Raw genomic sequence first — 21,651 nt, 5'->3', positions numbered from 1 at the left:
TTGACCAGCAAAACAGCGCAGCGCACACTAGCGCTTATATCGATTCCATTGCAGGTTCTGGCTATGTCTAAAAAAATTGCCGTTATTGGCGAATGCATGATTGAGCTGTCAGAGAAAAACGGGGCCGTTAACCGCGGCTTTGGCGGCGATACCTTAAACACCTCGGTCTATATCGCGCGGCAGACGGATGCCAGCGCATTGAGCGTCCACTACGTCACCGCCCTGGGAACCGATGCGTTCAGCCAGCAGATGCTCGACAGCTGGCAACAGGAAAACGTCAACACCGATCTTATCCAGCGGATGGCCGACCGCCTGCCGGGACTGTATTACATTGAAACCGATGACACCGGCGAGCGCACCTTCTACTACTGGCGCAACGAGGCGGCGGCAAAGTTCTGGCTGGAGAGCGATCGCGCGGCGGCGATTTGCGAAGAGCTGGCCACTTTCGACTATCTCTATCTGAGCGGCATCAGTCTCGCCATTCTCAGCCCGGCCAGCCGCGACAAGCTGTTCACGCTGCTGCGTGAGTGCCGCGCCAACGGCGGCAAGGTGATCTTCGACAACAACTATCGTCCGCGCCTGTGGGCCAGCCAGGCGGAAACGCAGCAGGTCTATCAGGAGATGCTCTCCTGCACCGATATCGCGTTTCTGACCCTCGATGATGAAGACGCGCTGTGGGGAGAAAAACCGGTTGCTGAGGTGATCGCCCGCACCCACGCCGCCGGCGTGGAAGAGGTGGTGGTGAAGCGCGGCGCGGAAGCCTGCCTGGTCTCGGTTAGCGGGCAACCGCTGCGGGAAGTGCCGGCCGTCAGGCTGGCCAAAGAGAAGGTGGTGGATACCACCGCCGCCGGAGACTCCTTCAGCGCCGGCTACCTGGCCGTTCGCCTGACCGGCGGCGATGCCGAATCCGCCGCCAGACGCGGACACCTGACCGCCAGCACGGTGATCCAGTATCGCGGGGCGATCATCCCGCGGGAAGCGATGCCGCAGTAATTCTCCGCACAAAGCGCTCTCCGGCCGCCGCTGGCGCGCCGGAGAGGCGTTAGGTTACTGCCCCGGCGGGATGTCGCTGGCCTCGCTGTGGGCGTCAACCGTATCGGCGCTGCCGCTAGCCGCCGTGGCCGCCGGATTCGGCGCCATCAGTTTTTCCCAGGTGGCCTGCAGCTCCTTCATATTGTATTCCGGTTCGCCCTTCGGCTGTTGCAGCACCAGCGCCATGTCCTGCGAGAGCTGCTGGCGCAGATACTGGTTCAGCATGTCCACCGTCAGGGAGTTGAGGAACTCCTGACGCAGCTTCTGGTACTGCTCCGGCGCGATGTCCACCACCTGATTCTGCAGGGAGCGCATGCGCTGGCTCATCAGAATGTCGGTGTCAGTGCGCGCATAGGTGGCAAACAGCTTCTGCAGCTCGAGGCTTTTCTGAGCGATAAGCGCGTCAAACTCCTCCTGAGGCAGCCCGTTGTCCCGCACTTTCGCCAGCTCGCGCGAAACCACGCTCAGGTTGTTGTTCAGGCGCTCGCCCGGGGAATCGATGTTGATGGCGCACTGCGCGCGCTGATATAGCACCCGGCAGTCAAAGCCAAGGCCAATATCCTTCACGTTATTTTTGCTCAGGCTCTGCTGCACGTGCCAGAACAGCGCTTCACGGGCGAGATCGTCACGCCAGTAGCGCTGCAGCGCCGCGGAGTCGCGGATCGGCTGCCATGGCGCATCCCACATGATGGACAGTTTGTCCTGACGCACCGCGTTGGTCATGATGCTGACCGGCACGGTAGGCAGCGGCGATAAGGTCGGCACCGCTGCGGGGGTTTCCCGCTTGCCCTTCAGATCGCCAAAGGTCTTATTGATTTGCTCGGCAACGCTGCGGCTGTCGACATTCCCCACCACGATCAGCGTCATGGCGTCGGGGGTGTACCATTTTTGATAAAAGTCTTTCAGCTGCGCCACGTCGATCGGCTGCTTCAGCGGCGCGGCGGGGTCATGGCCCAGCATGGTGGACCCTTTCAGGCGATAGCGCCACCAACCCTCTTTGGTATCCAGTGGCCAGGTCGCCACCATGTCGCTGCCCTGCAGCGCATGATTGATCGATTCAGGCGTAATGGCCAGTTTACCGCTGGCGTCCGCCAGCCAGCTCAGCGCCTCTTTCAACAGATCGTTGCGGTTATTGGGCAGGCTGAGATTAAACATCGTGTAATCGTAGGAGACGATGGCCGGCGGCAGAGGACGCTTCGGGTCAATACTCTGCTGCCATAAAGAGCGCGCCTGCATCGTCGGCAGGCTGCCGCTTTGCGTCAACGCCAGGCGGGGAATAAAGCGGCTGAAACCGCTCTGCTGAGTGCTTTCGCTCAGCGAGCCAATATTGACGGACAAACGGACTTCGATACGGTCGCTGGGACGTTGCGGCGTGGCCAATACCTGCCACGACAAACCATTCGCTAAGGTCCCTTGTTGCCAGGCCGGATCAGGCTGGAGCGCTTCTGCCTGCACATAACCGGCCGCCGCTACCATCAGCAAACCGCCCGTTAAGAGTTTAATTGTTGTGCCCTGCATGTGAACCCCTGATGAACATTCCTGGTTACAACAGCACCCCACTGACGGGCTGCCGAAAAAAGTGAGAGTGAAATACGTCGGTTAGACCACACGGAGACGAAAATGTCGCATGACAACGTAAAATAATCATTTCGTGTCATTCCCGCCGGGCGGGAATGACCTCTAATTATGCGCAGGAGGCCGTACTCCAGCAAGGGAGTACGGGCCTAAGAGGAGGATTTAAGAGGATAATTCGTGCGTTTTGTTCGCCGGAACACGGTTATTCAGAACGTCATCCATCTGTTTGGCATCCAGTTCTTTCACCCATTTCGCCACCACCACCGTGGCAACGCCGTTACCCACCAGGTTAGTCAGCGCGCGGGCTTCGGACATAAAGCGGTCGATACCGAGGATCAGCGCCAGACCAGCCACCGGTAAATGACCGACGGCCGAGATGGTCGCCGCCAGCACGATGAAGCCGCTGCCGGTCACCCCTGCCGCCCCTTTCGAGGAGAGCAACAGCACCACCAGCAGGGTGATCTGATGGAAAATATCCATATGGCTGTTGGTCGCCTGGGCGATAAAGACTGCGGCCATCGTCAGATAGATAGAGGTGCCATCGAGGTTGAACGAATAGCCGGTCGGGATCACCAGGCCTACCACCGATTTACGGCAGCCCAGCTTCTCCATCTTGTCGAGCATTCTCGGCAGCGCCGATTCTGATGAGGAGGTCCCCAGCACAATCAGCAGCTCTTCCCGGATATAGCGGATAAATTTGAAGATGCTGAAGCCGGTGGCCCGGGCGATGCTCCCCAGCACCACCACCACGAACAGGATACAAGTGATATAGAAGCAGATGATCAGCTGCCCCAGCTGCACCAGGGTGCCGACGCCATATTTACCGATGGTAAAGGCCATGGCTCCGAAGGCGCCGATCGGCGCCAGGCGCATGATCATATTGATAATGCCGAAGATAACCTGGGAGAAGCTTTCAATGACGTTGAAAATCAGCTGGCCCTTGCTGCCCAGACGGTGCAGGGCAAAACCAAACAGGACGGCGAACAGCAGAACCTGCAGAATGTTGCCGCTGGCGAAGGCGCCAATGACGCTGCCCGGGATCACATCCAGTAAAAAGGCCACTACCCCTTGATCTTTAGCCTGCTCAGCGTACACCGCCACCGCTTTCGCATCGAGCGTCGACGGGTCGACGTTCATCCCGGCGCCCGGCTGCACCACGTTGACGATAATCAGACCGATAATCAGCGCGATGGTGCTGACCACTTCGAAATAGAGCAACGCCACCGCCCCGGTACGGCCAACGGCTTTCATGCTTTCCATCCCGGCGATCCCCGTCACGACGGTACAGAAGATCACCGGAGCAATCACCATTTTAATCAGCTTAACGAAGGCGTCGCCGAAGGGTTTCATTTGCGCGCCCAGTTCCGGGTAAAAATGGCCCAGCAGAATACCGATCGCTATGGCCGTCAGAACCTGGACATAGAGGCTTTTAAAGATAGAGGTTTTCATAGGGTGTCCTTTGGGAATAACCACAGAGCAAGAAGGGATATTTGACGTCTGTGGCTTAAAAATAACACCCTGGAAACATTTCAGAAATAACTAACGCCGAAAGTGCAACGCAATTGTTAAAATCTTTGAGCTGACTCGCACAAGTCAACAAAACATTTACAAATTTTCATCCTCCCGAACCGGGGAGAGATAGCGCGCGCTGAATGCCTCCTGCGGCAAAGCGCAACCGAACAGATGGCCCTGGAGCACCTCGACGCCGGCGGCTTGCAACCAGCGGCGCTGGGCGTCGTTCTCCACCCCTTCCGCCACGATACGCAGCGACAGGCCGCGCGCGAGCTGGATCATCGCCGGCACCATGCTGACATCCTCCGGCAGCATATCGATGAATACTTTATCGATTTTCAGAATATCCACCGGCAGAGCTTTCATCTGCTGCAGCTGGTGCAACCCGGCATAACCCATGCCAAAATCATCCAGCGCAATCTGTACCCCGGCCTCGCGCAGCGGTCGCAACCGCGCCATCACATCCTGCGGATCGTCCATCCGGCAGCTCTCCGTCACCTCGAGGATGAGGGTGCCCGGGGCGATGCGGTAGCGGGCGATCAGCTTTAGCATCTCCTCGCCGCGGTCATGCTCCAGCAGCTGGAGCAGCGAAACATTGACCGACAGCGGCAGCATAATCCCCTGGCTTTGCCAGGCCGCAAGCTGGCGGCAGGCCTCTTCCATTACCCAGTAGCCGACCGGGATAATCAGCCCGCAGGATTCAATACGTTCAATCAGCGCCGGCGGTAGCGACCAGCTGCCATCCGCCTGCCGCTGGCGCAGCAGTACCTCGGCGCCGCAGATCTCGCCGCTGGCGCAGGCCACCTGCGGCTGCAGCCAGATCGCGAACTGCTGGTTATCGAGCGCGGTCATAATGTCGTGCTCTTCCATCAGGCGGCGCTGAGCCTTTTCCATCTGCTCGGGATCGAAGAACTCGATCTGGTTTTTGCCTTTACGTCGTGCGGTGACGGCGGCCGACACCGCGCGCCGGTAAAACTGCTCGGCGCTGAGCCCGGCGTGGAACATGGCGATCCCGACGCTGGCGTAGGGGCGCAGCTGCAGCCCATGCAGCGGTAAACGCTCATTAATAATAGTGAGCACTTGCTTACTTAACGTTACCGCCTGCCATGGTTCGGCGAGGCCATCGGCGAGAATCGCGAAGTCATACCCGCTCACCTGAGCCAGCACCATCTGCGGCGGGATCGCGGCCCGCAGCTTCTCCACCAGCGTCAGGAGCAGCATTTCGCGCTGACTCTCCTTGAGGACCCCGGCGGCGTCCTGCAGGGTTTCACAGGCGACGACGATCAGCGCGGCGCTCTGCGGGCGGGCCACCGTCTGCTCCAGCATCGCCAGCAAAAAGGCTTTATTCGGCAGCTCGGAGACCGGGAAGCGGGTCGACTGGATGGACAGCTCATCATGCTGGCGGACCAGGCTCTGCTGGTTGCGGTTATAGCTACGCACCAGCATACCGATCTCGTCGTCATGGTGCAGGCGCGGCAGGGTCAGCTGATGGCCAAGACGCTCCTGCTGGGAGAGATCGTTCAGCTCGCGGGCGATACGCCGCAGAGGGCGAACCATCAGCCGGTTGATGCACCAGGTGAGCGCCACCGTCAGCATCAGCACCAGAAGTAAGTAAGCAGTCACTAACGTAGCAAGGGCGCTCATGACGAATTTATACATGCGATAGGAGTCGGCCTGCAGCACCAGATAGGCCAGCGGCTGCGGGTTGGCCGGCCGCTCCAGCGAATAAATGGGCAGCGAAATCTGCACCGGCAGTTCAAACAGCCGGGTGACGGTTACCGGCACCGGCCGCTCGGGGATAAATCGCATCCGCAGCGCCTGGAACTGGTTCGGCAATACCACATCCGCCCGGCTGACGATGCCAGCAGGCTGGATACGGCTTAAAATGGCTTCCGCTTCCGGAATATCGGCTTTCAGAATAGCCGCAGACAGCGGTTCGCGAACGGATCGCGCGATACTTTCTAACTGCGTGGCCGTGGTAAAGCGACTCTGTTGCACAAAGTGAAACAGCAAAATAGTACAAAAAACCAATACAAAGGCCATGGACACGCTCGCGACCATCGCCATCTGTTTGATTGTAAGTGAACGGCTGACGCGCAACGGTGTTCTCCACTGATACTGAATACATACCCGGTATCAATCCTTCAATCCCGGTCGTTTCAGGCTGATTATATACTTAAATCCTTCGCCCACGCCCGCGAGGGATGAAGTGACGGGATATTTCCGCGCGGTGGCGCGGACGCCGGGATACATCCCCGACGGCCAACGGTGGGCAACGCCTCACGAGTATACGCGAAGCGCGTCGCGGAGTGGCGCTCTGTAACGTAATTCAGCCTATTCTGCTACCAGTCGGCGTAGGGCACCAGCGGCTGGGGCGGCATATCCAGATCCCCCTGCCAGCCGGCCGCCGAGTAGCGGACGTAAAGCAGCGCATGGCTCGGGGTGTAATCCTTCGCCTGCTGAATATCGACCGCGGCGCCGACGAACCAGTTGCTGGTCACCCGCCGCTCCACCAGCGCTCTGGCGGTGTAACCGAATCCATGGCTGCTGCTCCCCTCCTCCGTCAGCTCGCTGGCGCGCTGCCGGTAGTCGGACGGGATCAGGTTCAGCAGCGGATAGCGGGCTTGCGTCTGGGTGCGCGAATGGGACCATGACACCGACCCGCCGAGCTCCCAGGACCAGTTCTCGGTGCGCTGACGCCAGGTCACCGGCACGGCGAACGAGAGATACTCCTGTGGGCTGTAATAGCCGCCCTGGCCGAGGGTGTAGCCGCTGAGATCTTTGTCGTAGTGCCAGATCATATTGTTGAGGCCGACGGTGACGCGACGATTATTCTCGTTGATGACCTTGTAGTAGTACCCGGTCATCCAGCGCACGCGCCAGTTATCCGCCACGTTTTTACCGGTCAGCGAGTCGGCGCCCAGCGAGGACCAGATGCCGTGAGCCTCCCCGCGATCGTAGCTCAGGCTCAGGCCGCCGCCGTCGGCGCGGACGCCGCCCCAGGTGGCGCCGGTATGGCTGCTGCTGTCCTTCTGCCCGCCAAAGGAGAGCAGCGAGCTGGAGATAGGCCGCCGGTGGACGTTGACCGTGTACCCCACCGGCCCGACGTCGCTGCTGTAGCTCAGCCCCCCCACCACATCGACGACATTGAAGCCCATCGGCGTGGTGCCGATATCCCCGCTCCAGGTGTCATTCTTCCAGCCGACCGCCACGCTGGCCCCGCTGTCGGTCTGATTTTTACTGCCGCTGGTACAGGCGATCTCCCCGCAGGTGCCCCAGCTGGGCGAGTAGCTCCCGTCGCTGTGGGTGGAAAAGCTGCCGGCATCCATATTGACCAGGTCGGTGCGGAAGAACATCCGGCCATCCGCCAGCGGAGCATCCATCTGCAGCATGGTGGTATGCGCCTTCAGGTCGGAATAGCCGCCGGTGCCGCTGGAACCCCAGAAGTCATGTTCCAGGGTGACGTTCAGATCCTGCTGACGATAAAGGTCGGCGGCATCGCTGCGGATCCCGCGCTTCAGCCAGTCATCATGGCTGTCGTTGCGCGTCAGCCGCGTAAAAGTATCGTTATCCTGCGGCTGCGCGGGGGTAATGCCGGAGGCCACCATCGCTTCCCGGTAGTGCGTCAGCGCCTGCTGCGGCGCCCCGCTCTGGGTGGCAAAGCGCGCGGCATCGCGCAGCACCAGCGCGCTCTCCATCGAGGGCGGCTGCGCCTTCGCCTGCGGCACAATCTGATTAAAAATCCGTTGCGCGTCAGCGGTATCGCCAAGGCCAGCTCGCGCCAGCGCCACCCGCCGCTGCATGTTCATGGATTCGGTCTCTGCGCCTTTCAGCTGCATGACCTGCGCCCGGGCGGCCGGTTTATCGCCCTCGGCCAGGTAGACTTCCGCAAGGCCGAGGCGCGCATCGCCGTTGTCGGCCTCCTGGCGCAGCACCCGCTGATAGTTGGCAATCGCCGTCTGGCTGTCGCCGCGCTGCTGCGCCCAGTCGGCGAGCGTCAGGTCATAGCGCACCGAGGCGGGCTGCTGTCGGATAAGGGCGATCGCCTGCGCTTCGTTACCGCTGTCGCGCAGCTGGTTGGCCTGGCGCAGCACCCGGTCGCTTTGCAAACGCGCTTCGAGCTCACGAATGTTATCCGTCCACGCGCTGCGCGGCAGAGCGGCGATTTGCGCCAGAGCCAGATCGTCCTGGTCGTTCCCCGACAGGTAGAGTCCCGAGGCGTAGACCCGTTCGGCGTCCTGCGGCTGGCGGTTGACCATCGTCCGCATCAGCGCGTCGGCCTCCTGGCGTTCGCCGGCGCTGACCAGATCCCGCGCCAGACGGTAGGTTATCCAGACGCTGTCCGGATCCAGCGCCAGGCGCCGACGCTGAACTTCCGCCGCCTGCGCCCAGTTGCCCTGGCTCTCCAGAGCCTGCGCCTGTTTCTCCAGCCGGTCGTTAGTCAGGCTGCGCTCAATATCATCGATGCTCCGCCGCTGAGCGGGAGGGAGGCCGGCGATCCAGGCGCTGGCTTTCTCCGGCGATTCGGCGCGATAGAGGTTGGCCAGGCCGCGCACCGCCAGGTTATTGCCGCGATCCAGGCGCAACGCCTGCTGGTAATAGCGCTCCGCCGCCGCCGCCTCTTTGCGCGCCGCCGCGACGTCCCCCAGCCCCAGCACGGCATAGCTGTCGGTGCGATCGACCCGCTGCGCCTGGGCATAATAGTTCTGCGCCTGCGAAAGCTGGCCGGCTTTCAGGGCGTTATCCCCCTGCTTTATCAGCAGCCAGTAGCGGTTAGTTTGCAGCAGGCTGTCCCACTTGCCGCGGTTCGGGCTGTCAGGGTCCATAGCAATCGCTTTACTGAGCTGCGCCACTGCCCGCGCGCGGTCGCCGCGCTGGGAATAGGCCTGGCCGAGAGCGCCCACCGCGTCGCTGTCGCGGCTGTCGGCCTGAACGGCTTTCTGCAGATCCGCGACCGCCTGCGTGGTATTCCCGGACTTGACCGCCGCCAGCCCTTCCGAGCGGGCGCGGAAAGTCGGATCCTGCAGCTGCGCCTGCTGTTGGTCGAGCAGAACGCGGGCGTTCGCCGCCACCGAGCCGGTGGGAAACTGCAGAAGAAATTGCTGCAACGCCTGCACGCTGGCCTTACTCACCGGCATGCTTTTCACCTCACTGAACCACATATCGGCGGCGATACCGCGTCCCGAGGCCGATCGGGCCATCTCCGCCAGATAGGCGAACCCCTCCTGCGGTTTGTTATCGGCGAACATCTGCTTCGCCAGCGAAGTCAGCAGGCTGACGTTGCCCGGCGCGCTGGCGTTCAGTTTTTTCAACTGGCTGACGCCTTCGCTATGGCGGGCCGGCAGGCGCGCCACCAGCGTCCAGTACTCAATGGCGACGTCAACGTCATCCGGCACCCCGCCGTACAGTTTTTCATAGGCGGCGATGGCTTCATCGACCTTCCCGGCCACGCCCAGCAGTCGCGCCTGCTGCAGCGCCTGGCGGCCCTCGCCGGTGTTGCTTTTCATCTCATTGCGCGACGCCTTCAGCTCCGGGGAGTCCGGCGCCTGCTTCGTCAGTCGTTCCAGCTCTTTTTGCGCCCCGGCGGCATCCCCCTGACGCAGCAGATAGCGCATCCGCGCGGCAATCAGCTCCGGGTTGTTGGGATCAATCAGCTCCAGACGGTACAGCGACTGGCGCACCAGGTCTTCACGATTGCTGGCCTCGCCGAGGCGGACCTGCTCCAGCAGATGCTCCTGGGCAGGCGTCGTCGCCGCCTGCGCTAACGGCAGCAGCGCAACGCCGAGGGACAGCGTGAGTAAACTTAGTGAGAGCTTGCGCATTCCTGGTTCCAGTCAGGTTGTAATTCACCACTCGCCGTGAAACGAAAACGGTGTTGATCCCAACCCTGGCCGAACAGCGTCAGAACTGCGCTGTAGTAGGCATCCGCGCCGGGATAGTTATCGGCGACGCGCTGGCGTTGCACCGACCGGGCCTCGTCGTCCTGTAAAAACGGCAGCATTGCCGCGGAGAAGCCCACTGGCCCCTGGCCGCTGGTTTTGCCGGTGGCGATATTCACTTTCTCCGGGGGTACCCCCTGCTTCGTGGTCTGCGCCGCCATCGGCGCGAAGCGTTGCAACAGACGCGCTTTCTGCTTATCGCCATCATGGAGCATGCCCACCCACAGGTAGACGCGAATCGCGTCATAGCTGCCGATCGGCGGCTTTTCGGTTTTCAGCTGCCAGCCTTTCCCTTTCTCATAGCGCACCCAGTCCGGGGTAAAGCCTTTCGGCGCGGTCTCCAGCAGCAGGCGCAGGTTACTATCGCGCAGAGCGGGCCACGGCGCGCCAAAACGCACAAAGTAGGTGGCCAGCTGCGGCGGAAGATAGCTGGGGTTAAACCGCCAGCCGCTGTCATCGGCAAAACCGACTTTTCCCGGCAGCAGCATCGTGCCGAGGCCCGGCACCGCCACCGTCTCTTCAGCGACAATCCGCGCCAGCAGGGCTTTACCGGTCTCGGTGTACTGCGGCTGTTGCCACAGGCGCCCCGCCTCCAGCAGCGCCCAGGCTATCCACAGATCCGAGTCGGACGCCGAGTTGCTGTCCAGCAGGGTCCACTGCTCATCGTCCTTTTTGCCCCACAGCCAGCCCGGCAAATGTTGTTTCAGATCGCCTTCCGCCAGGTTGTTCTGCGTCCAGGTCAGCAGTTTGTCGAACCCTGCGCGATCGTTGGCCGCCAGGGCGAAAAACAGGCCATAGCTCTGTCCTTCCGAGGTGGAGATTTTGCGCGCATCGCTGGGGTCAATCACCCGTCCCTCGGGGCTGACGTACGCTTGTTTAAACTGCTCCCAGGCGGGCCACTGGCAGGCGGCGCCCACCTGGCCCGCCGCCAGCAGCAGCGCCGAGAGCACCGCGCCACAAAGTACTTTCATCATGGTTTACTCATCATCCAGGCTAAGACGGCGGCGGCTGATGATGCGCAGCATGCGCCACAGCACCCATGCCAGCAGCACAATGCTGATGGCGGCGAAGATCGCCAGCAGTATCGGGTGGTTAGAGAGCGCGAACCAGATGCGCTCGAACCAGGGCAGATGACCCACGTAGTAAATATCCCCCACCCGCAGACTGTTGACGCCGGATTCGCGGATCACCGCCACCGAGCCAAACATCGCTGCCCGCTTACCGCTGTCGTTGAGGGCGTTGGTCAGCAGTTCATTACCGCGCGGGCTGTCGGCCAGCAGGGCCACCACGCTGCGCTGATCGTTATACGGCGACTGGAAGCCAATCACCGCCGCCATCGGCCCGGAAGAGGTAATGTCGGTGCGGGTATTGGGCGTGCGGGCCTCATCGTCGGGATAAATGCTCGCCAGGTCATAGTGGCGCATCGGCATTTTCACCCAGCTTTTGGTCGCCTCGACCAGCAGGTTGATTTTGGTGTCGTCCTTGAGCGACGACGGGATCGCGCCGATCAGCAGCAGATCCGCGTCTTTATTCTTGATCTGGTTGCCATCGTCGGTCATTTGCAGATTAATCGCCGCCAGACCGGTCTGCGAACCGATGCCCCCCAGCGCCTGCAGCAGCGTCGCCACCTGGCCCTGGGTCGGCGCCTTCGGCACCACCACCAGCGTGTCGGAAAGGTCCGCCATACGGCTGTAAGGGAAGCCCGCATTGGCGAAGACGCGCAGGTCCGGCAAGGCGATAAAGTGATAATACTTCGAGAAGTCGATGGTCGAATCGTCGCCGATCACCACGTGGTTCTGCACCGGCTGGAAGGTAATACAGTTGTCGATGGAGCCGCCGGGCATCGGGTTCATATACTGGAAGTCAAAGCGCAGCTGGTTGACCGCCCCAAGACGCAGCGCGGGGATGGTGACCTCCGATTTGCCGTCCAGCAGCCCCTGCAGCACCGGCAGGCGCAGGATCAGTTTGTTCACGTCCTGGGAGCTGTTAAGGCTGAACGACTGCAGGAACTGGTCGTTGAGGCTGATATCCATCCGCGAGCTGTCCTTCACCGGCGGCATGGTGTAGCGGTATTTCAGATCCATATCGATGCCGTTGGCCCGCAGCAGATAGAGATCCGGCGGCAGGTTAAGCGCCACGGTGATGGCATCCGGCACCAGGCCGCTGGACTGCAGCTGTTGCTCATAGGTTTTCAGCTCAGCAAAGGTGACCGAACGGTCGGTGCGCACCCAGTTCGGCGCGTCGTAAGGCTGACGCGGCTGCAGGGTTTTGATGCCGTCCACGGTGACGCTGCTGCCGCGGAACAGAATATTGCCCTGAGCAATCCCCTTCGCCGCCAGCAGCAGATCGTTATCATCGCGGCCGAAAATCACCAGCAGCTTGACGTAGGGATCGTTCGGGTTGTCGATCATTTCGATGGTCGGCGCCTTGACCGGCGGATGATCGCGCAGGAAGTCCGGACGCTTGTCGTTGGTGGCGAAGACAATGGCGTTACGATCCGGCAGTTCATTGAAATAGACCGGGAACTGCTGGCCGCGCCAGCCGGCCTTGCTGCCGAACCAGGAGGCGACTATCGCCGCCGCCTGCTGCTGGGTGACCGCTGGCGAGCCCGGGAAAATCATCGGCAGCTTCAGCGGGCGGTTATCGCGCGGATCGTAGAACGGCACCGGGAAGTGTGACAGATCGTTATTTACCTTCAGCGACTGGTAGGTGAGATCCAGATAGCTTTCGCGTCCGACGTCCAGCCACAGCGTGCTGCTGGCCGGGTTTTCGCAGACATCGCGGTAGTGGCCGACAAACTCCAGCCGTACGCGGTTGAAGTCGGTGATGTACAGCGGGTCAATCGGCAGCTGCGCGCGGATCTTTTTCCCCAGCTGCTCTTTGGTGACGGGCAGGACGCCCATCAGCTCATCGTTAAGATAGACCTTCAACTGCGACTGCACGGGCAGCAGCGAGGGCGATGGGGTGTATTCCAGATTGAGCAGCGCGTTGGCGACCAGCTCATCGCTGCGCATGCCGAATTCGACCGACGCGTCAGGCCGTGAGCCGCGCAGCACGATGCTGCCGGGCGGCGGCGCGATGGTGGCAAAGCTCAGCTTCACCTCCCGCTGCGGCACGTTCTCGGCCACCGCCGCCGGAGCGGTCGGTTCGGCGAGGGTCGCCGTCGGCTCGCCCACCACGATCGGCGCAGCCGGGGTCGCGGCCTGCGGCTGAACGACAGGGGCAGCGTTCGCCACCGCGGCCGGCGCCGCATAAGAGGCCAGTGGATACCAGCTGCACATGCCCACCGCTACTGCACACATCCAGGAAAGTTTTCTTTTCATCGCATTATCATCATTGTTGAGCCATTGCCGGGTCTGCGGAGAGCGTCGGCGCGGCGCGTTCAGGGCGTCGGGGTACAAACGACGCTATCCAGGCCACCAGCGAAGTGAGCGCGCGGAAAACCACCTTCACCGACGGCGGCGAAAACTCCGCCAGGTGACGATAGCCACGGAAGCCCAGCTTGAGGATATCCAGCAGGCTTTCCATCGGCTTATCTTCCGGGAAGCTATCCTGCCAAAGCGCCCACGTATCAGCGCGGGCAAACGTACACTGCACAAAATCGATATGCTGCTGGTTGGTTAACGGCAGCAGCTGGAGCCCCACTTCGCTGCCGTTGACCCGCGCGACCCTGACCGGGAAGGCATACTCCTGCTGTCCCCGTTTGAGCAGCAGCCTGGCGTTCTGGCCTTCCAGCACCTGCGCGTCGCCGTTAATTTTGATCCCCAGTCCGCCGTCGGAATAGTCGTGGACGGTGCAGGAGAACAGGTGGCCATCTTCGCGGGCGATAGCCGCCGGCATGCTCATTTCGACACGGTGCGAACGGCGAACCTGCTTGCTTTCAACCGAGACCGCCACCGCGCCGCCAAGAATAATCAGGTTGTAGAATACCCAGACAATACTCACCCAGACGGTGAGGATTTCATTTTCCGGGCCGTACATGAAGCGCCAGATCCCCACCGCGACGCCGACCAGATTGAGCAGCACCAGGTAGATATAGGGCCGGGAGATCACCCAGTCGACATACTCCTCTTCCACCAGCCCGCCCTTCGCGGTGACGTTGAACTTGCCTTTATGCGGGTTGATCAGCGCCACAAAAGTGGGCGGCGCGATATACCAGGCCAGCACCGTCTCGTAAATTTCACTCCAGAACGAATGGCGATATTTGCCCTGAATCTTCGAGTTGGTCAGGCTGGCGTGGATCATGTGCGGCAACACGAATAGCGCGATCATCAGCGCTGGCGCATAAATGATATAGGCATGGAGCAGCAAAAAGGCCAGCGGCGCCGTGAGGAAGATGAGGCGCGGAATACCGGAGAGAAAGTGAAGCATGGCGTTGGCGTAGCAGACGCGCTGCACCAGCTTCAGGCCTTTGCCAAACAGCGGATTATCGAGGCGGAATATCTGCACCATCCCGCGCGCCCAGCGGATGCGCTGGCCGATATGCGCGGATAAACTCTCCGTCGCCAGCCCCGCCGCCTGCGGAATACGCATATAGGCGGAGGTATATCCCCGCCGGTGCAGACGCAGCGAGGTGTGGGCATCTTCGGTCACCGTTTCGACGGCTATCCCGCCAATTTCATCCAGCGGGCCGCGGCGGATAACGGCGCAGGAGCCGCAGAAGAAGGTGGCGTCCCACATGTCGTTCCCGTCCTGCACCAGGCCGTAGAATAGCGTCCCTTCGTTCGGCGTTTTGCGAAAACGACCAAGGTTGCGCTCAAAGGGATCGGGCGAGAAGAAGTGGTGCGGGGTCTGCATCATCGCCAGCTCTTTCTCTTTCAGGAACCAGCCCATGGTCATCTGCAGAAACGAGCGCGTCGGCACATGGTCGCAGTCAAAGATCGAGACGAACTCCCCTTTGGCATATTTCAGCGCATTATTGATGTTGCCGGCCTTGGCGTGTTCGTGGCTGGTGCGGGCGATATAGTGCACCCCAACATCTTTGGCAAACTGGCGAAACGCTTCCCGTCCGCCGTCGTCGAGGATCCAGATGTTCAGCTTGTCCTTCGGCCAGTCGATGCCCTGCGAGGCGTAAATGGTGTTTTTCACCACGTTGAGATCTTCGTTATAGGTGGGGACGAAGATGTCCACAGTTGGCCACAAATCCATGTCCTCCGGCAGCGGCACCGGCTGGCGATTCAGCGGCCAGACCACCTGGAAGTAGCCCAGCACCAGCACCACCCAGGCGTAGGTCTCTGCGAACAGCAGAATGATCCCGCACACCAGACTTACCGGGTCGTTCCAGTTCAGCGTCGAGGTATAGCGCCACCAGATATAGCGGCACGACACCGTCAGCGACAGCACGATCAGCATCAGCGCCGAGAAACGGCCCGGGATGCGTCGCACCAGCAGCGCCACGCCCCACAGCAGCATCAGGAAGATAAACTGCGACAGCGGGTTAAAGGGCTGCGTAATACACATCAGCGCCAGCACCAGCGAGCAGAAGGTCACCCCCCCAAGGATCGCCCGGCGCAGTTTAGGATTGAGGTGCGCCAGCTCTTTCTGTTTATCCAGATGGCCGGTGCGGGCGTTCATCTGCTCAGGCAATTTTTCCAGCCACTGCGTATAGCGACCGTGCACCCCTTCCAGCGCCGCCAGCGAACGCCAGTTGACCTTTTTCTCCGGCTCCGGCACGCGCGTCGTCAGTAACCACAGGGATTGCAGCAGGTAGCGCAGCGGATCCAGCGGACGCGGGCGATGCGGATTTATGTGGGGAAAATAGGTTTCATGGCGGGCCAGAATCGCCTGCCAGCGCGGCGTCTCCAGCGGCATCAGCGCCCAGACCAGCGACGCCCACAGACAGCCAAGCGACGCCGACAGCCACGAAGCGCCGTGCTGCCGATAGTCATCATAGCGCGCACGCAGCCGCTCCCCCACCGGCGGGGCCAGCAGCAGCGTACTGAGGCGGATCATGCCGCTCTCCCGGCGGAATAGTGGATCAGGCACCAGTTCGCCAGGGTCAGCACCTCTTCCGCCGCCAGCGAATCCTGACGATACTCCCCGAGAGGTTGTTTCGCCGCCAGGCACTCGGCCATCGCCTCGTCGCGGTGAATCGTCACCGGCAGGATGCGCGGCTGGCTCTCCAGCCACAGCTGGTAGAGATCTTCCTGCAGCTGGCTGCCGACCCGCAGATCGTTAATCAGAATATCGCCGTTGGCCGGGAGGGGCTGCTGGTGTAGACGGATATGGCTATTGGCGTCGGGATGAACCACCACCAGCGAGCGATCGCAAAGCGTCAGCAGCTCGCGGGTCAACGGCGAATAACCCGCCGGCAGATCCAGCAGCAGCCAGCGGTACTGGCCCTGTAGCTGCTGTACTGCCTCCGCTATCGCCCCCAGGGTGGGCTGCAGCTGGTCGACATTTTCTCTTTCACCGGCGCTGAGCTGGCCAAACGGCAGCAGATCGATATGCTGCGTATAGCGCAAGCCCGCGTCACGCCAGTCCCGGCCGTCGAGCAGCGCCCGCGCCCAGCCGTCCTGATGATGGATATCGGTATTAAAGAAAAAGCGCAGCATATTATCCGGGCTGGCGTCGATCGCCAGCACGCTTTCACCGAGCAATTGCAGGGCCCAGGCGAGTGCAGCCGTAATGGACGTGACGCCAGTTCCCCCGCGCACGCCCTGTAATCCCAGAATAGCCATCTCCGGCTTCCTTATTTTTTCTCTGCAAACTCTGCCAGCAGCGGCCAGCGCTTCAGCGCCGCGTTCAGCTGTTCGCGCCTGGAAATATCATGATAATCAATATCCGGCAGGGAAAATGCCCGGCTAAGCGCCAGAAAATCATTTTGAAAGGTGTACCCCAGCGTGGCGTCCGTGGGTACCGCAGGATCTTTTGCTGGCATATCTCTGTCCGTTCGAAATTTATTATTAAACCAGAGGACGTATACAGCTCATCCTTAAAAGCAGGTGTACATGCTAAAACTGATGACCTTTAATTTCAATGTTAGGTTTACTCTGTCGGTTTCGCTAGTAAACTTATTCAGTGTCAATCAGGGCGCACGAGGGATGCCGTGGATAATGTATTTACTTTGGGTATTTCATCATTATGGGATGAAGTGTGCCATATGCCGGTCGGCGGAGTATGGTGGCTCAACGTCGACCGTTATGCCGATGCCGTCAGCCTGTTTAATCAGACACTGGCCGCGCAGGCGAAAAACAGCCACGTTGCCGCGCTGGTTATGGGAAACAAACCCAAGGATATCATTTCATTAGATCATATTCACGGTCCGGATAATATCGCGCTGTTCACCCTGCCGAATCGCCCGCAGGCGCTGGAGGAAATACACCGCGATTTAGTCTGCTCCCTCGAACCTGGCAATTATTTGTTTATTCTGCTATGCGCTGAAAATGCCTGGCAAAATATAAATAATGAAAAGTTATGCGCCTGGGTAGAAAAGACCAGCCGCTGGGCGCAATATCACCGTTGCGCGTTCTTAGCGATCAATTCCGCGCAGGATATCGATCGGCAGCTGACTCCCTTATTACGTGAGTACCGCTCCCTTTCCGGACTGGCAAGTATTCGTTACCAGGGCGACCGGCATATCTTTGATATTGCCTGGTGGGGAAGCGATAAGGGTATCAGCGCCCAACAGCAGCTGATGGTGCAACATGATGACGCCGGCTGGCGATTAGCGCAGGACGCTGAAACCAGCGTGCAGCCGCGCAGCGACGAAAAAGCGATCCTCAGCCATGTGCGCGTGCTGGAAGGCGCCCCGCCGCTGTCGGAATACTGGACGCTGTTTGACACCAACGACGAGGTCTTCAACGCCGGGCGCACCGCGCAAGCGGCGACGATCCTCTTCTCCATTACCCAAAATACGCAAATTGAACAGCTGGGCCGCTATATTCATACCCTGCGTCGCCAGCGCGGTACGGCGCTGAAAATCATCGTCCGTGAACAAACCCCGAGCCTGCGCGCGACCGATGAGCGGCTACTGCTCAGCAGCGGCGCCAGCCTGGTGATCCCCAGCAGCGCATCGCTCTCCCGCTGCCTGACGCTAATCGAAAGCGTACAGAACCAAAAGTTCTCCCGCCATATCCCGGAAGATTTTGCCACCCTGCTGACCTGGAGCCAGCCGTTAAAGCTGCGCGGCTACCAGAAGTGGGATGCCTTCTGCGAAGCGGTGCACAACGTGATGACCAATACCCTGCTTCCACCCGACAGCAAAGGCGTGATGGTGGCCCTGCGCCCGGCGCCGGGGCTGCGCGTTGAACAGGCGCTGACGTTATGCAAACCTAACCGGATGGGCGACATCATGACCATCGGCAATAACCGGCTGGTGCTGTTTTTGTCGTTTTGCCGGATCAATGACCTCGATACCGCGCTAAACCACATTTTCCCGCTGCCGACCGGCGATATTTTTTCTAACCGTATGGTGTGGTTTGAAGACAAGCAAATCCTCTCGGAAATCGTAATCATGCGCGGCGTCGAGCCGGCGCGCTGGAACACGCCGCTGCCTCTCTCAGTCGGTAAAAACGAGACCATTAACGCCACCCACGATGGACGCCACTGGCGACGCTACCCCGAACCACACCGGTTAACCACCCGCGAGGAGCAAGCCTGATGATGTCTCTCGCCGATATTCTGCAACTGGTGGTGCTCTGCGCCCTGCTATTTTTTCCGCTGGGCTACCTGACGCGCCACTATCAGCGCCGGATCCGCACGACGTTAAGACTGATGTTCTTTAAACCCCGTTACGTGAAACCGGCAGGGGTATTACGCCGGGGAACAACGGTTAAGCAAGGCAAAGCGAACAAATGACAAATAAAAAAACGACCGCGGCACCGCTTCCGCTCTGGCAGTACTGGCGCGGCCTTGGCGGCTGGAACTTCTACTTTCTGGTCAAGTTTGCCCTGCTGTGGGCCGGGTATCTCAATTTCCATCCGATGCTGAACCTGGTATTTCTCGCCTTTCTGCTGGTGCCGATCCCGCGCGAAAAGCTACACCGTATCCGCCACTGGATCGCTATTCCGCTGGGATTCGCGCTGTTCTGGCACGATACCTGGCTGCCCGGGCCAGAGTCGATTTTTAGCCAGGGGTCGCAAATCGCCGGCTTCAGCGCCAGCTATATCTGGGATCTGATTGTCCGCTTTATCAACTGGAGCATGGTTGGCGCCTTCTTTGTTTTGCTGGTGCTATGGTTGTTTATCAGCCAGTGGCTGCGCGTCACCGTGTTTGTCTCGGCAATGGTCGTCTGGCTGGCGGTCAGCCCGCTGCTGCCGGCCTTTACCCTATGGCCCTCCGGTCAGCCCACCACGGCCGCCGCCACGACCGCACAGGCCAATACCGGGGCCAACGCCGCCGCTGGCGCCGCGTCCAGCCCCGCCAACAGCGATATTCCGCCGCAGACCGAGCCGCCGACCTCAGCCAACCTGACCAACTGGCTGAACGCTTTCTATGCCGCCGAGCAGAAGCGCAAGACGCCGTTCCCGGACCAGCTGCCGGCGGATGCGCAGCCGTTTGACCTGCTGGTGATCAACATCTGCTCCCTCTCCTGGTCGGATATTGAAGCCGCCGGTCTGATGGATCATCCGCTATGGAAGCACTTTGATATTGTCTTCAAAAACTTTAACTCCGCGACCTCCTACAGCGGCCCGGCGGCGGTGCGCCTGCTGCGCGCCAGCTGCGGCCAGCTGTCGCATACTAATCTGTATCAGCCGTCCGGCGCCGACTGCTACCTGTTTGAAAACCTGGCAAAGCTCGGCTTCAACCAGCAGCTGATGCTCGGCCATAACGGTCTGTTCGGCGACTTCCTGAAAGAGCTGCGTTCGCTGGGCGGTATGCAGAGTCCGCTGATGGACCAGACCGGCCTGCCGGTCAGCCTGCAGGCGTTTGACGGCTCCCCGGTGTATGAGGATCTGGCGGTCCTCAACCGCTGGCTGAAGACCGAAGAGGCCAGCAGCAATCCGCGGAACGCCACCTTCTATAACACCCTGCCGCTGCATGACGGCAACCACTTCCCGGGACAAAGCAAAACCGCAGACTACAAAGTGCGGGCGCAGAAGCTGTTTGATGACCTGGATAACTTCTTCACCGAGCTGGAGAAATCGGGGCGGAAAGTGATGGTGGTGGTGGTGCCGGAACACGGCGGCGCGCTGAAGGGCGATAAGATGCAGGTATCTGGCCTGCGCGATATTCCAAGCCCGTCGATCACTAACGTCCCGACGGCGGTGAAATTCTTCGGCATGAAGGCGCCGCATGAAGGGGCGCCGATTATCATCGATCAGCCCAGCAGTTATCTGGCGGTGTCGGAGCTGGTGGTGCGCGCCCTCGACGGCAAAATGTTCAGCGAGGACAGCGTCAACTGGCAGCAGTATGTCGCCAACCTGCCGCAGAGCGCGGCGGTGTCCGAGAACGCCAACGCCATCGTCATCCAGTATCAGGGCAAGCCTTATGTCCAGCTGAATGGCGGTAGCTGGGTGCCTTATCCGCAATAAGCGACAAGGCCGCCTATGTTGGCGGCCTTACATCGTGAGACGTTCCCATTCTACCTTCTCAGCCCGCAGGCATACGGGCGGGGAAGGCGGCAAATCAATCACCGTATTTAGCGCTGATCCTGTTTCGCCAGCCAGACCAACAGCTTGAGGCTGGCAGAGTAATAATCATCCTTGTCGTCAATCTGCGGCGCCTCCTGCGGTTCACCCAGCGTCAGATCGCGCACCGCCAGCAGGCCGCCGGCCATATACCAGGGAGCCACCTCGTTGGTGCTGACGTTGATCCACGCCGGGGTTTGCAGGCGCGGGTAACTCTGCATCCAGGCCTTCCAGGGCGCGAGCAAGGCGCTGTGCGGATCGGCCCACGAGAGATACAGCGGGATACGGATCGCATCGAAACTCATCCGCGGCGGCCACTCTTTGGCTGGCAGCATCTTGCCATCCGCCCGCAGCGCCACCCAGTCGCTGGGTAGATGTGATTTCCCCCAGCCCATCTGCCCCAGCAGCGCCTGTCCGTCGCTCTGCAATGTCCGCCAGGCGGTGAGATGCGTCCGCTCCGCGAAGGCGCGCCAGGCCGGGAAGATGAAATAGGAAGGGTTAAGGTTCAGGTGATCATTGAGGTTGAACCCTTTCACACCCGGGAGCATTACCTGGCGACCGGCGAAAGTCACCACCGTAGACTTCAGCAGGGCGGCGGTGATGGCGTCAGAGGCAATCGCATAGCGCTTATCCTGCCACTGCTTTTGCGCGCGCAGCAGCGCCCAGGCGATCAGGGTATCGCCATCGGAGGCGTTGTTTTTATCGGCGATAGGGTCCGGCGCCACCGGGTTATAGCGCCAGTAAAACAACCCGTTAGACTTGTTGCGCAGGGTGTTGTCCGTCCACTGCCACAGCTTGTCGAACGCCGGACGATCGTTATTCGCCACCGCCAGGAGCATGGCGAAGCCCTGACCTTCCGTATGCGACACATTGCCATTGGCGGTATCAATGATACGACCATCCGGCATCATAAAACGGGCCTTATAGCGCTCCCAGGCCGTATCCGCCCACGCCCTGGGCACCAGCATCACTACCGTTGTCACTATCACCGCCACTAAAGCACGCAGGGGCATAAATTCACT

14 protein-coding genes are annotated in these 21,651 nt (G+C 60.6%); 4 read left to right on the top strand and 10 right to left on the bottom strand.

Annotated elements, in window-relative coordinates:
- Window positions 1-63 precede the first annotated feature (63 nt).
- Window positions 64-993 (top strand): 2-dehydro-3-deoxygluconokinase, encoded by a 930-nt coding sequence (locus LPQ25_RS01220; protein WP_014906807.1) that lies wholly within the window; start codon window positions 64-66, stop codon window positions 991-993.
- A 54-nt stretch (window positions 994-1,047) separates the two neighbouring features.
- On the opposite strand, the gene LPQ25_RS01215 is transcribed toward LPQ25_RS01220, so the two are convergent.
- The 9 genes from LPQ25_RS01215 to bcsR all read right to left on the bottom strand — a co-directional run bounded on the left by LPQ25_RS01215 (window position 1,048) and on the right by bcsR (window position 16,938).
- Window positions 1,048-2,550, bottom strand: a complete 1,503-nt coding sequence (locus LPQ25_RS01215; RefSeq protein ID WP_002921436.1) for a M16 family metallopeptidase — start codon at window positions 2,548-2,550, stop codon at window positions 1,048-1,050.
- Window positions 2,551-2,769: 219 nt separating this feature from the next.
- The gene (locus LPQ25_RS01210) at window positions 2,770-4,056 is read right to left on the bottom strand and encodes a dicarboxylate/amino acid:cation symporter (RefSeq protein ID WP_002921438.1); all 1,287 of its coding nucleotides are present in this window, start codon (window positions 4,054-4,056) and stop codon (window positions 2,770-2,772) included.
- A 156-nt stretch (window positions 4,057-4,212) separates the two neighbouring features.
- Complete coding sequence (gene hmsP, locus LPQ25_RS01205; RefSeq protein ID WP_004151429.1) at window positions 4,213-6,219, bottom strand: biofilm formation regulator HmsP; 2,007 nt, start codon at window positions 6,217-6,219, stop codon at window positions 4,213-4,215.
- Between the two features lie 242 nt (window positions 6,220-6,461).
- A complete protein-coding gene (gene bcsC / locus LPQ25_RS01200) occupies window positions 6,462-9,941 on the bottom strand; it encodes a cellulose synthase complex outer membrane protein BcsC (RefSeq protein ID WP_014906806.1) in 3,480 nt (1,159 codons plus the stop codon).
- On the bottom strand, window positions 9,923-11,032 hold the full coding sequence (gene bcsZ / locus LPQ25_RS01195) for a cellulose synthase complex periplasmic endoglucanase BcsZ (protein WP_014906805.1): 1,110 nt from the start codon (window positions 11,030-11,032) through the stop codon (window positions 9,923-9,925). Before bcsZ ends, bcsC begins: the two co-directional genes overlap by 19 nt.
- Window positions 11,033-11,035: 3 nt before the next feature.
- Window positions 11,036-13,381, bottom strand: coding sequence for a cellulose biosynthesis cyclic di-GMP-binding regulatory protein BcsB (bcsB, locus tag LPQ25_RS01190; protein WP_014906804.1), 2,346 nt, complete (start codon window positions 13,379-13,381; stop codon window positions 11,036-11,038).
- Between the two features lie 10 nt (window positions 13,382-13,391).
- The gene (gene bcsA, locus LPQ25_RS01185) at window positions 13,392-16,010 is read right to left on the bottom strand and encodes a UDP-forming cellulose synthase catalytic subunit (protein ID WP_002921508.1); all 2,619 of its coding nucleotides are present in this window, start codon (window positions 16,008-16,010) and stop codon (window positions 13,392-13,394) included.
- Window positions 16,007-16,738 (bottom strand): cellulose biosynthesis protein BcsQ, encoded by a 732-nt coding sequence (bcsQ, locus tag LPQ25_RS01180; protein ID WP_002921510.1) that lies wholly within the window; start codon window positions 16,736-16,738, stop codon window positions 16,007-16,009. Before bcsQ ends, bcsA begins: the two co-directional genes overlap by 4 nt.
- 11 nt (window positions 16,739-16,749) lie before the next feature.
- A complete protein-coding gene (bcsR, locus tag LPQ25_RS01175; RefSeq protein WP_002921513.1) occupies window positions 16,750-16,938 on the bottom strand; it encodes a cellulose biosynthesis protein BcsR in 189 nt (62 codons plus the stop codon).
- A 168-nt stretch (window positions 16,939-17,106) separates the two neighbouring features.
- Here bcsR and bcsE point away from each other — a divergent pair, with 168 nt between their 5' ends.
- From bcsE to bcsG, 3 genes are read left to right on the top strand one after another with little or no spacing between them, the layout of a single operon-like run.
- Complete coding sequence (bcsE, locus tag LPQ25_RS01170; RefSeq protein ID WP_014906802.1) at window positions 17,107-18,660, top strand: cellulose biosynthesis protein BcsE; 1,554 nt, start codon at window positions 17,107-17,109, stop codon at window positions 18,658-18,660.
- Window positions 18,660-18,857, top strand: a complete 198-nt coding sequence (bcsF, locus tag LPQ25_RS01165; RefSeq protein WP_002921518.1) for a cellulose biosynthesis protein BcsF — start codon at window positions 18,660-18,662, stop codon at window positions 18,855-18,857. The genes bcsE and bcsF overlap by 1 nt, the downstream gene beginning before the upstream one ends.
- Window positions 18,854-20,533, top strand: a complete 1,680-nt coding sequence (gene bcsG, locus LPQ25_RS01160; protein WP_004173944.1) for a cellulose biosynthesis protein BcsG — start codon at window positions 18,854-18,856, stop codon at window positions 20,531-20,533. The genes bcsF and bcsG overlap by 4 nt, the downstream gene beginning before the upstream one ends.
- Before the next feature lie 107 nt (window positions 20,534-20,640).
- Here bcsG and LPQ25_RS01155 read toward each other — a convergent pair whose 3' ends face one another.
- On the bottom strand, window positions 20,641-21,642 hold the full coding sequence (locus LPQ25_RS01155) for a glycosyl hydrolase family 8 (protein WP_002921526.1): 1,002 nt from the start codon (window positions 21,640-21,642) through the stop codon (window positions 20,641-20,643).
- Window positions 21,643-21,651: the final 9 nt, after the last annotated feature.

The sequence above is a fragment of the Klebsiella sp. KPN54798 genome (assembly GCF_021184225.1).
In the GTDB taxonomy this organism is placed as follows: domain Bacteria; phylum Pseudomonadota; class Gammaproteobacteria; order Enterobacterales; family Enterobacteriaceae; genus Klebsiella; species Klebsiella pneumoniae.
The sequence above is the reverse complement of the archived record's forward strand: the minus strand, read 5'-3'. Positions and strand labels throughout refer to the sequence as shown.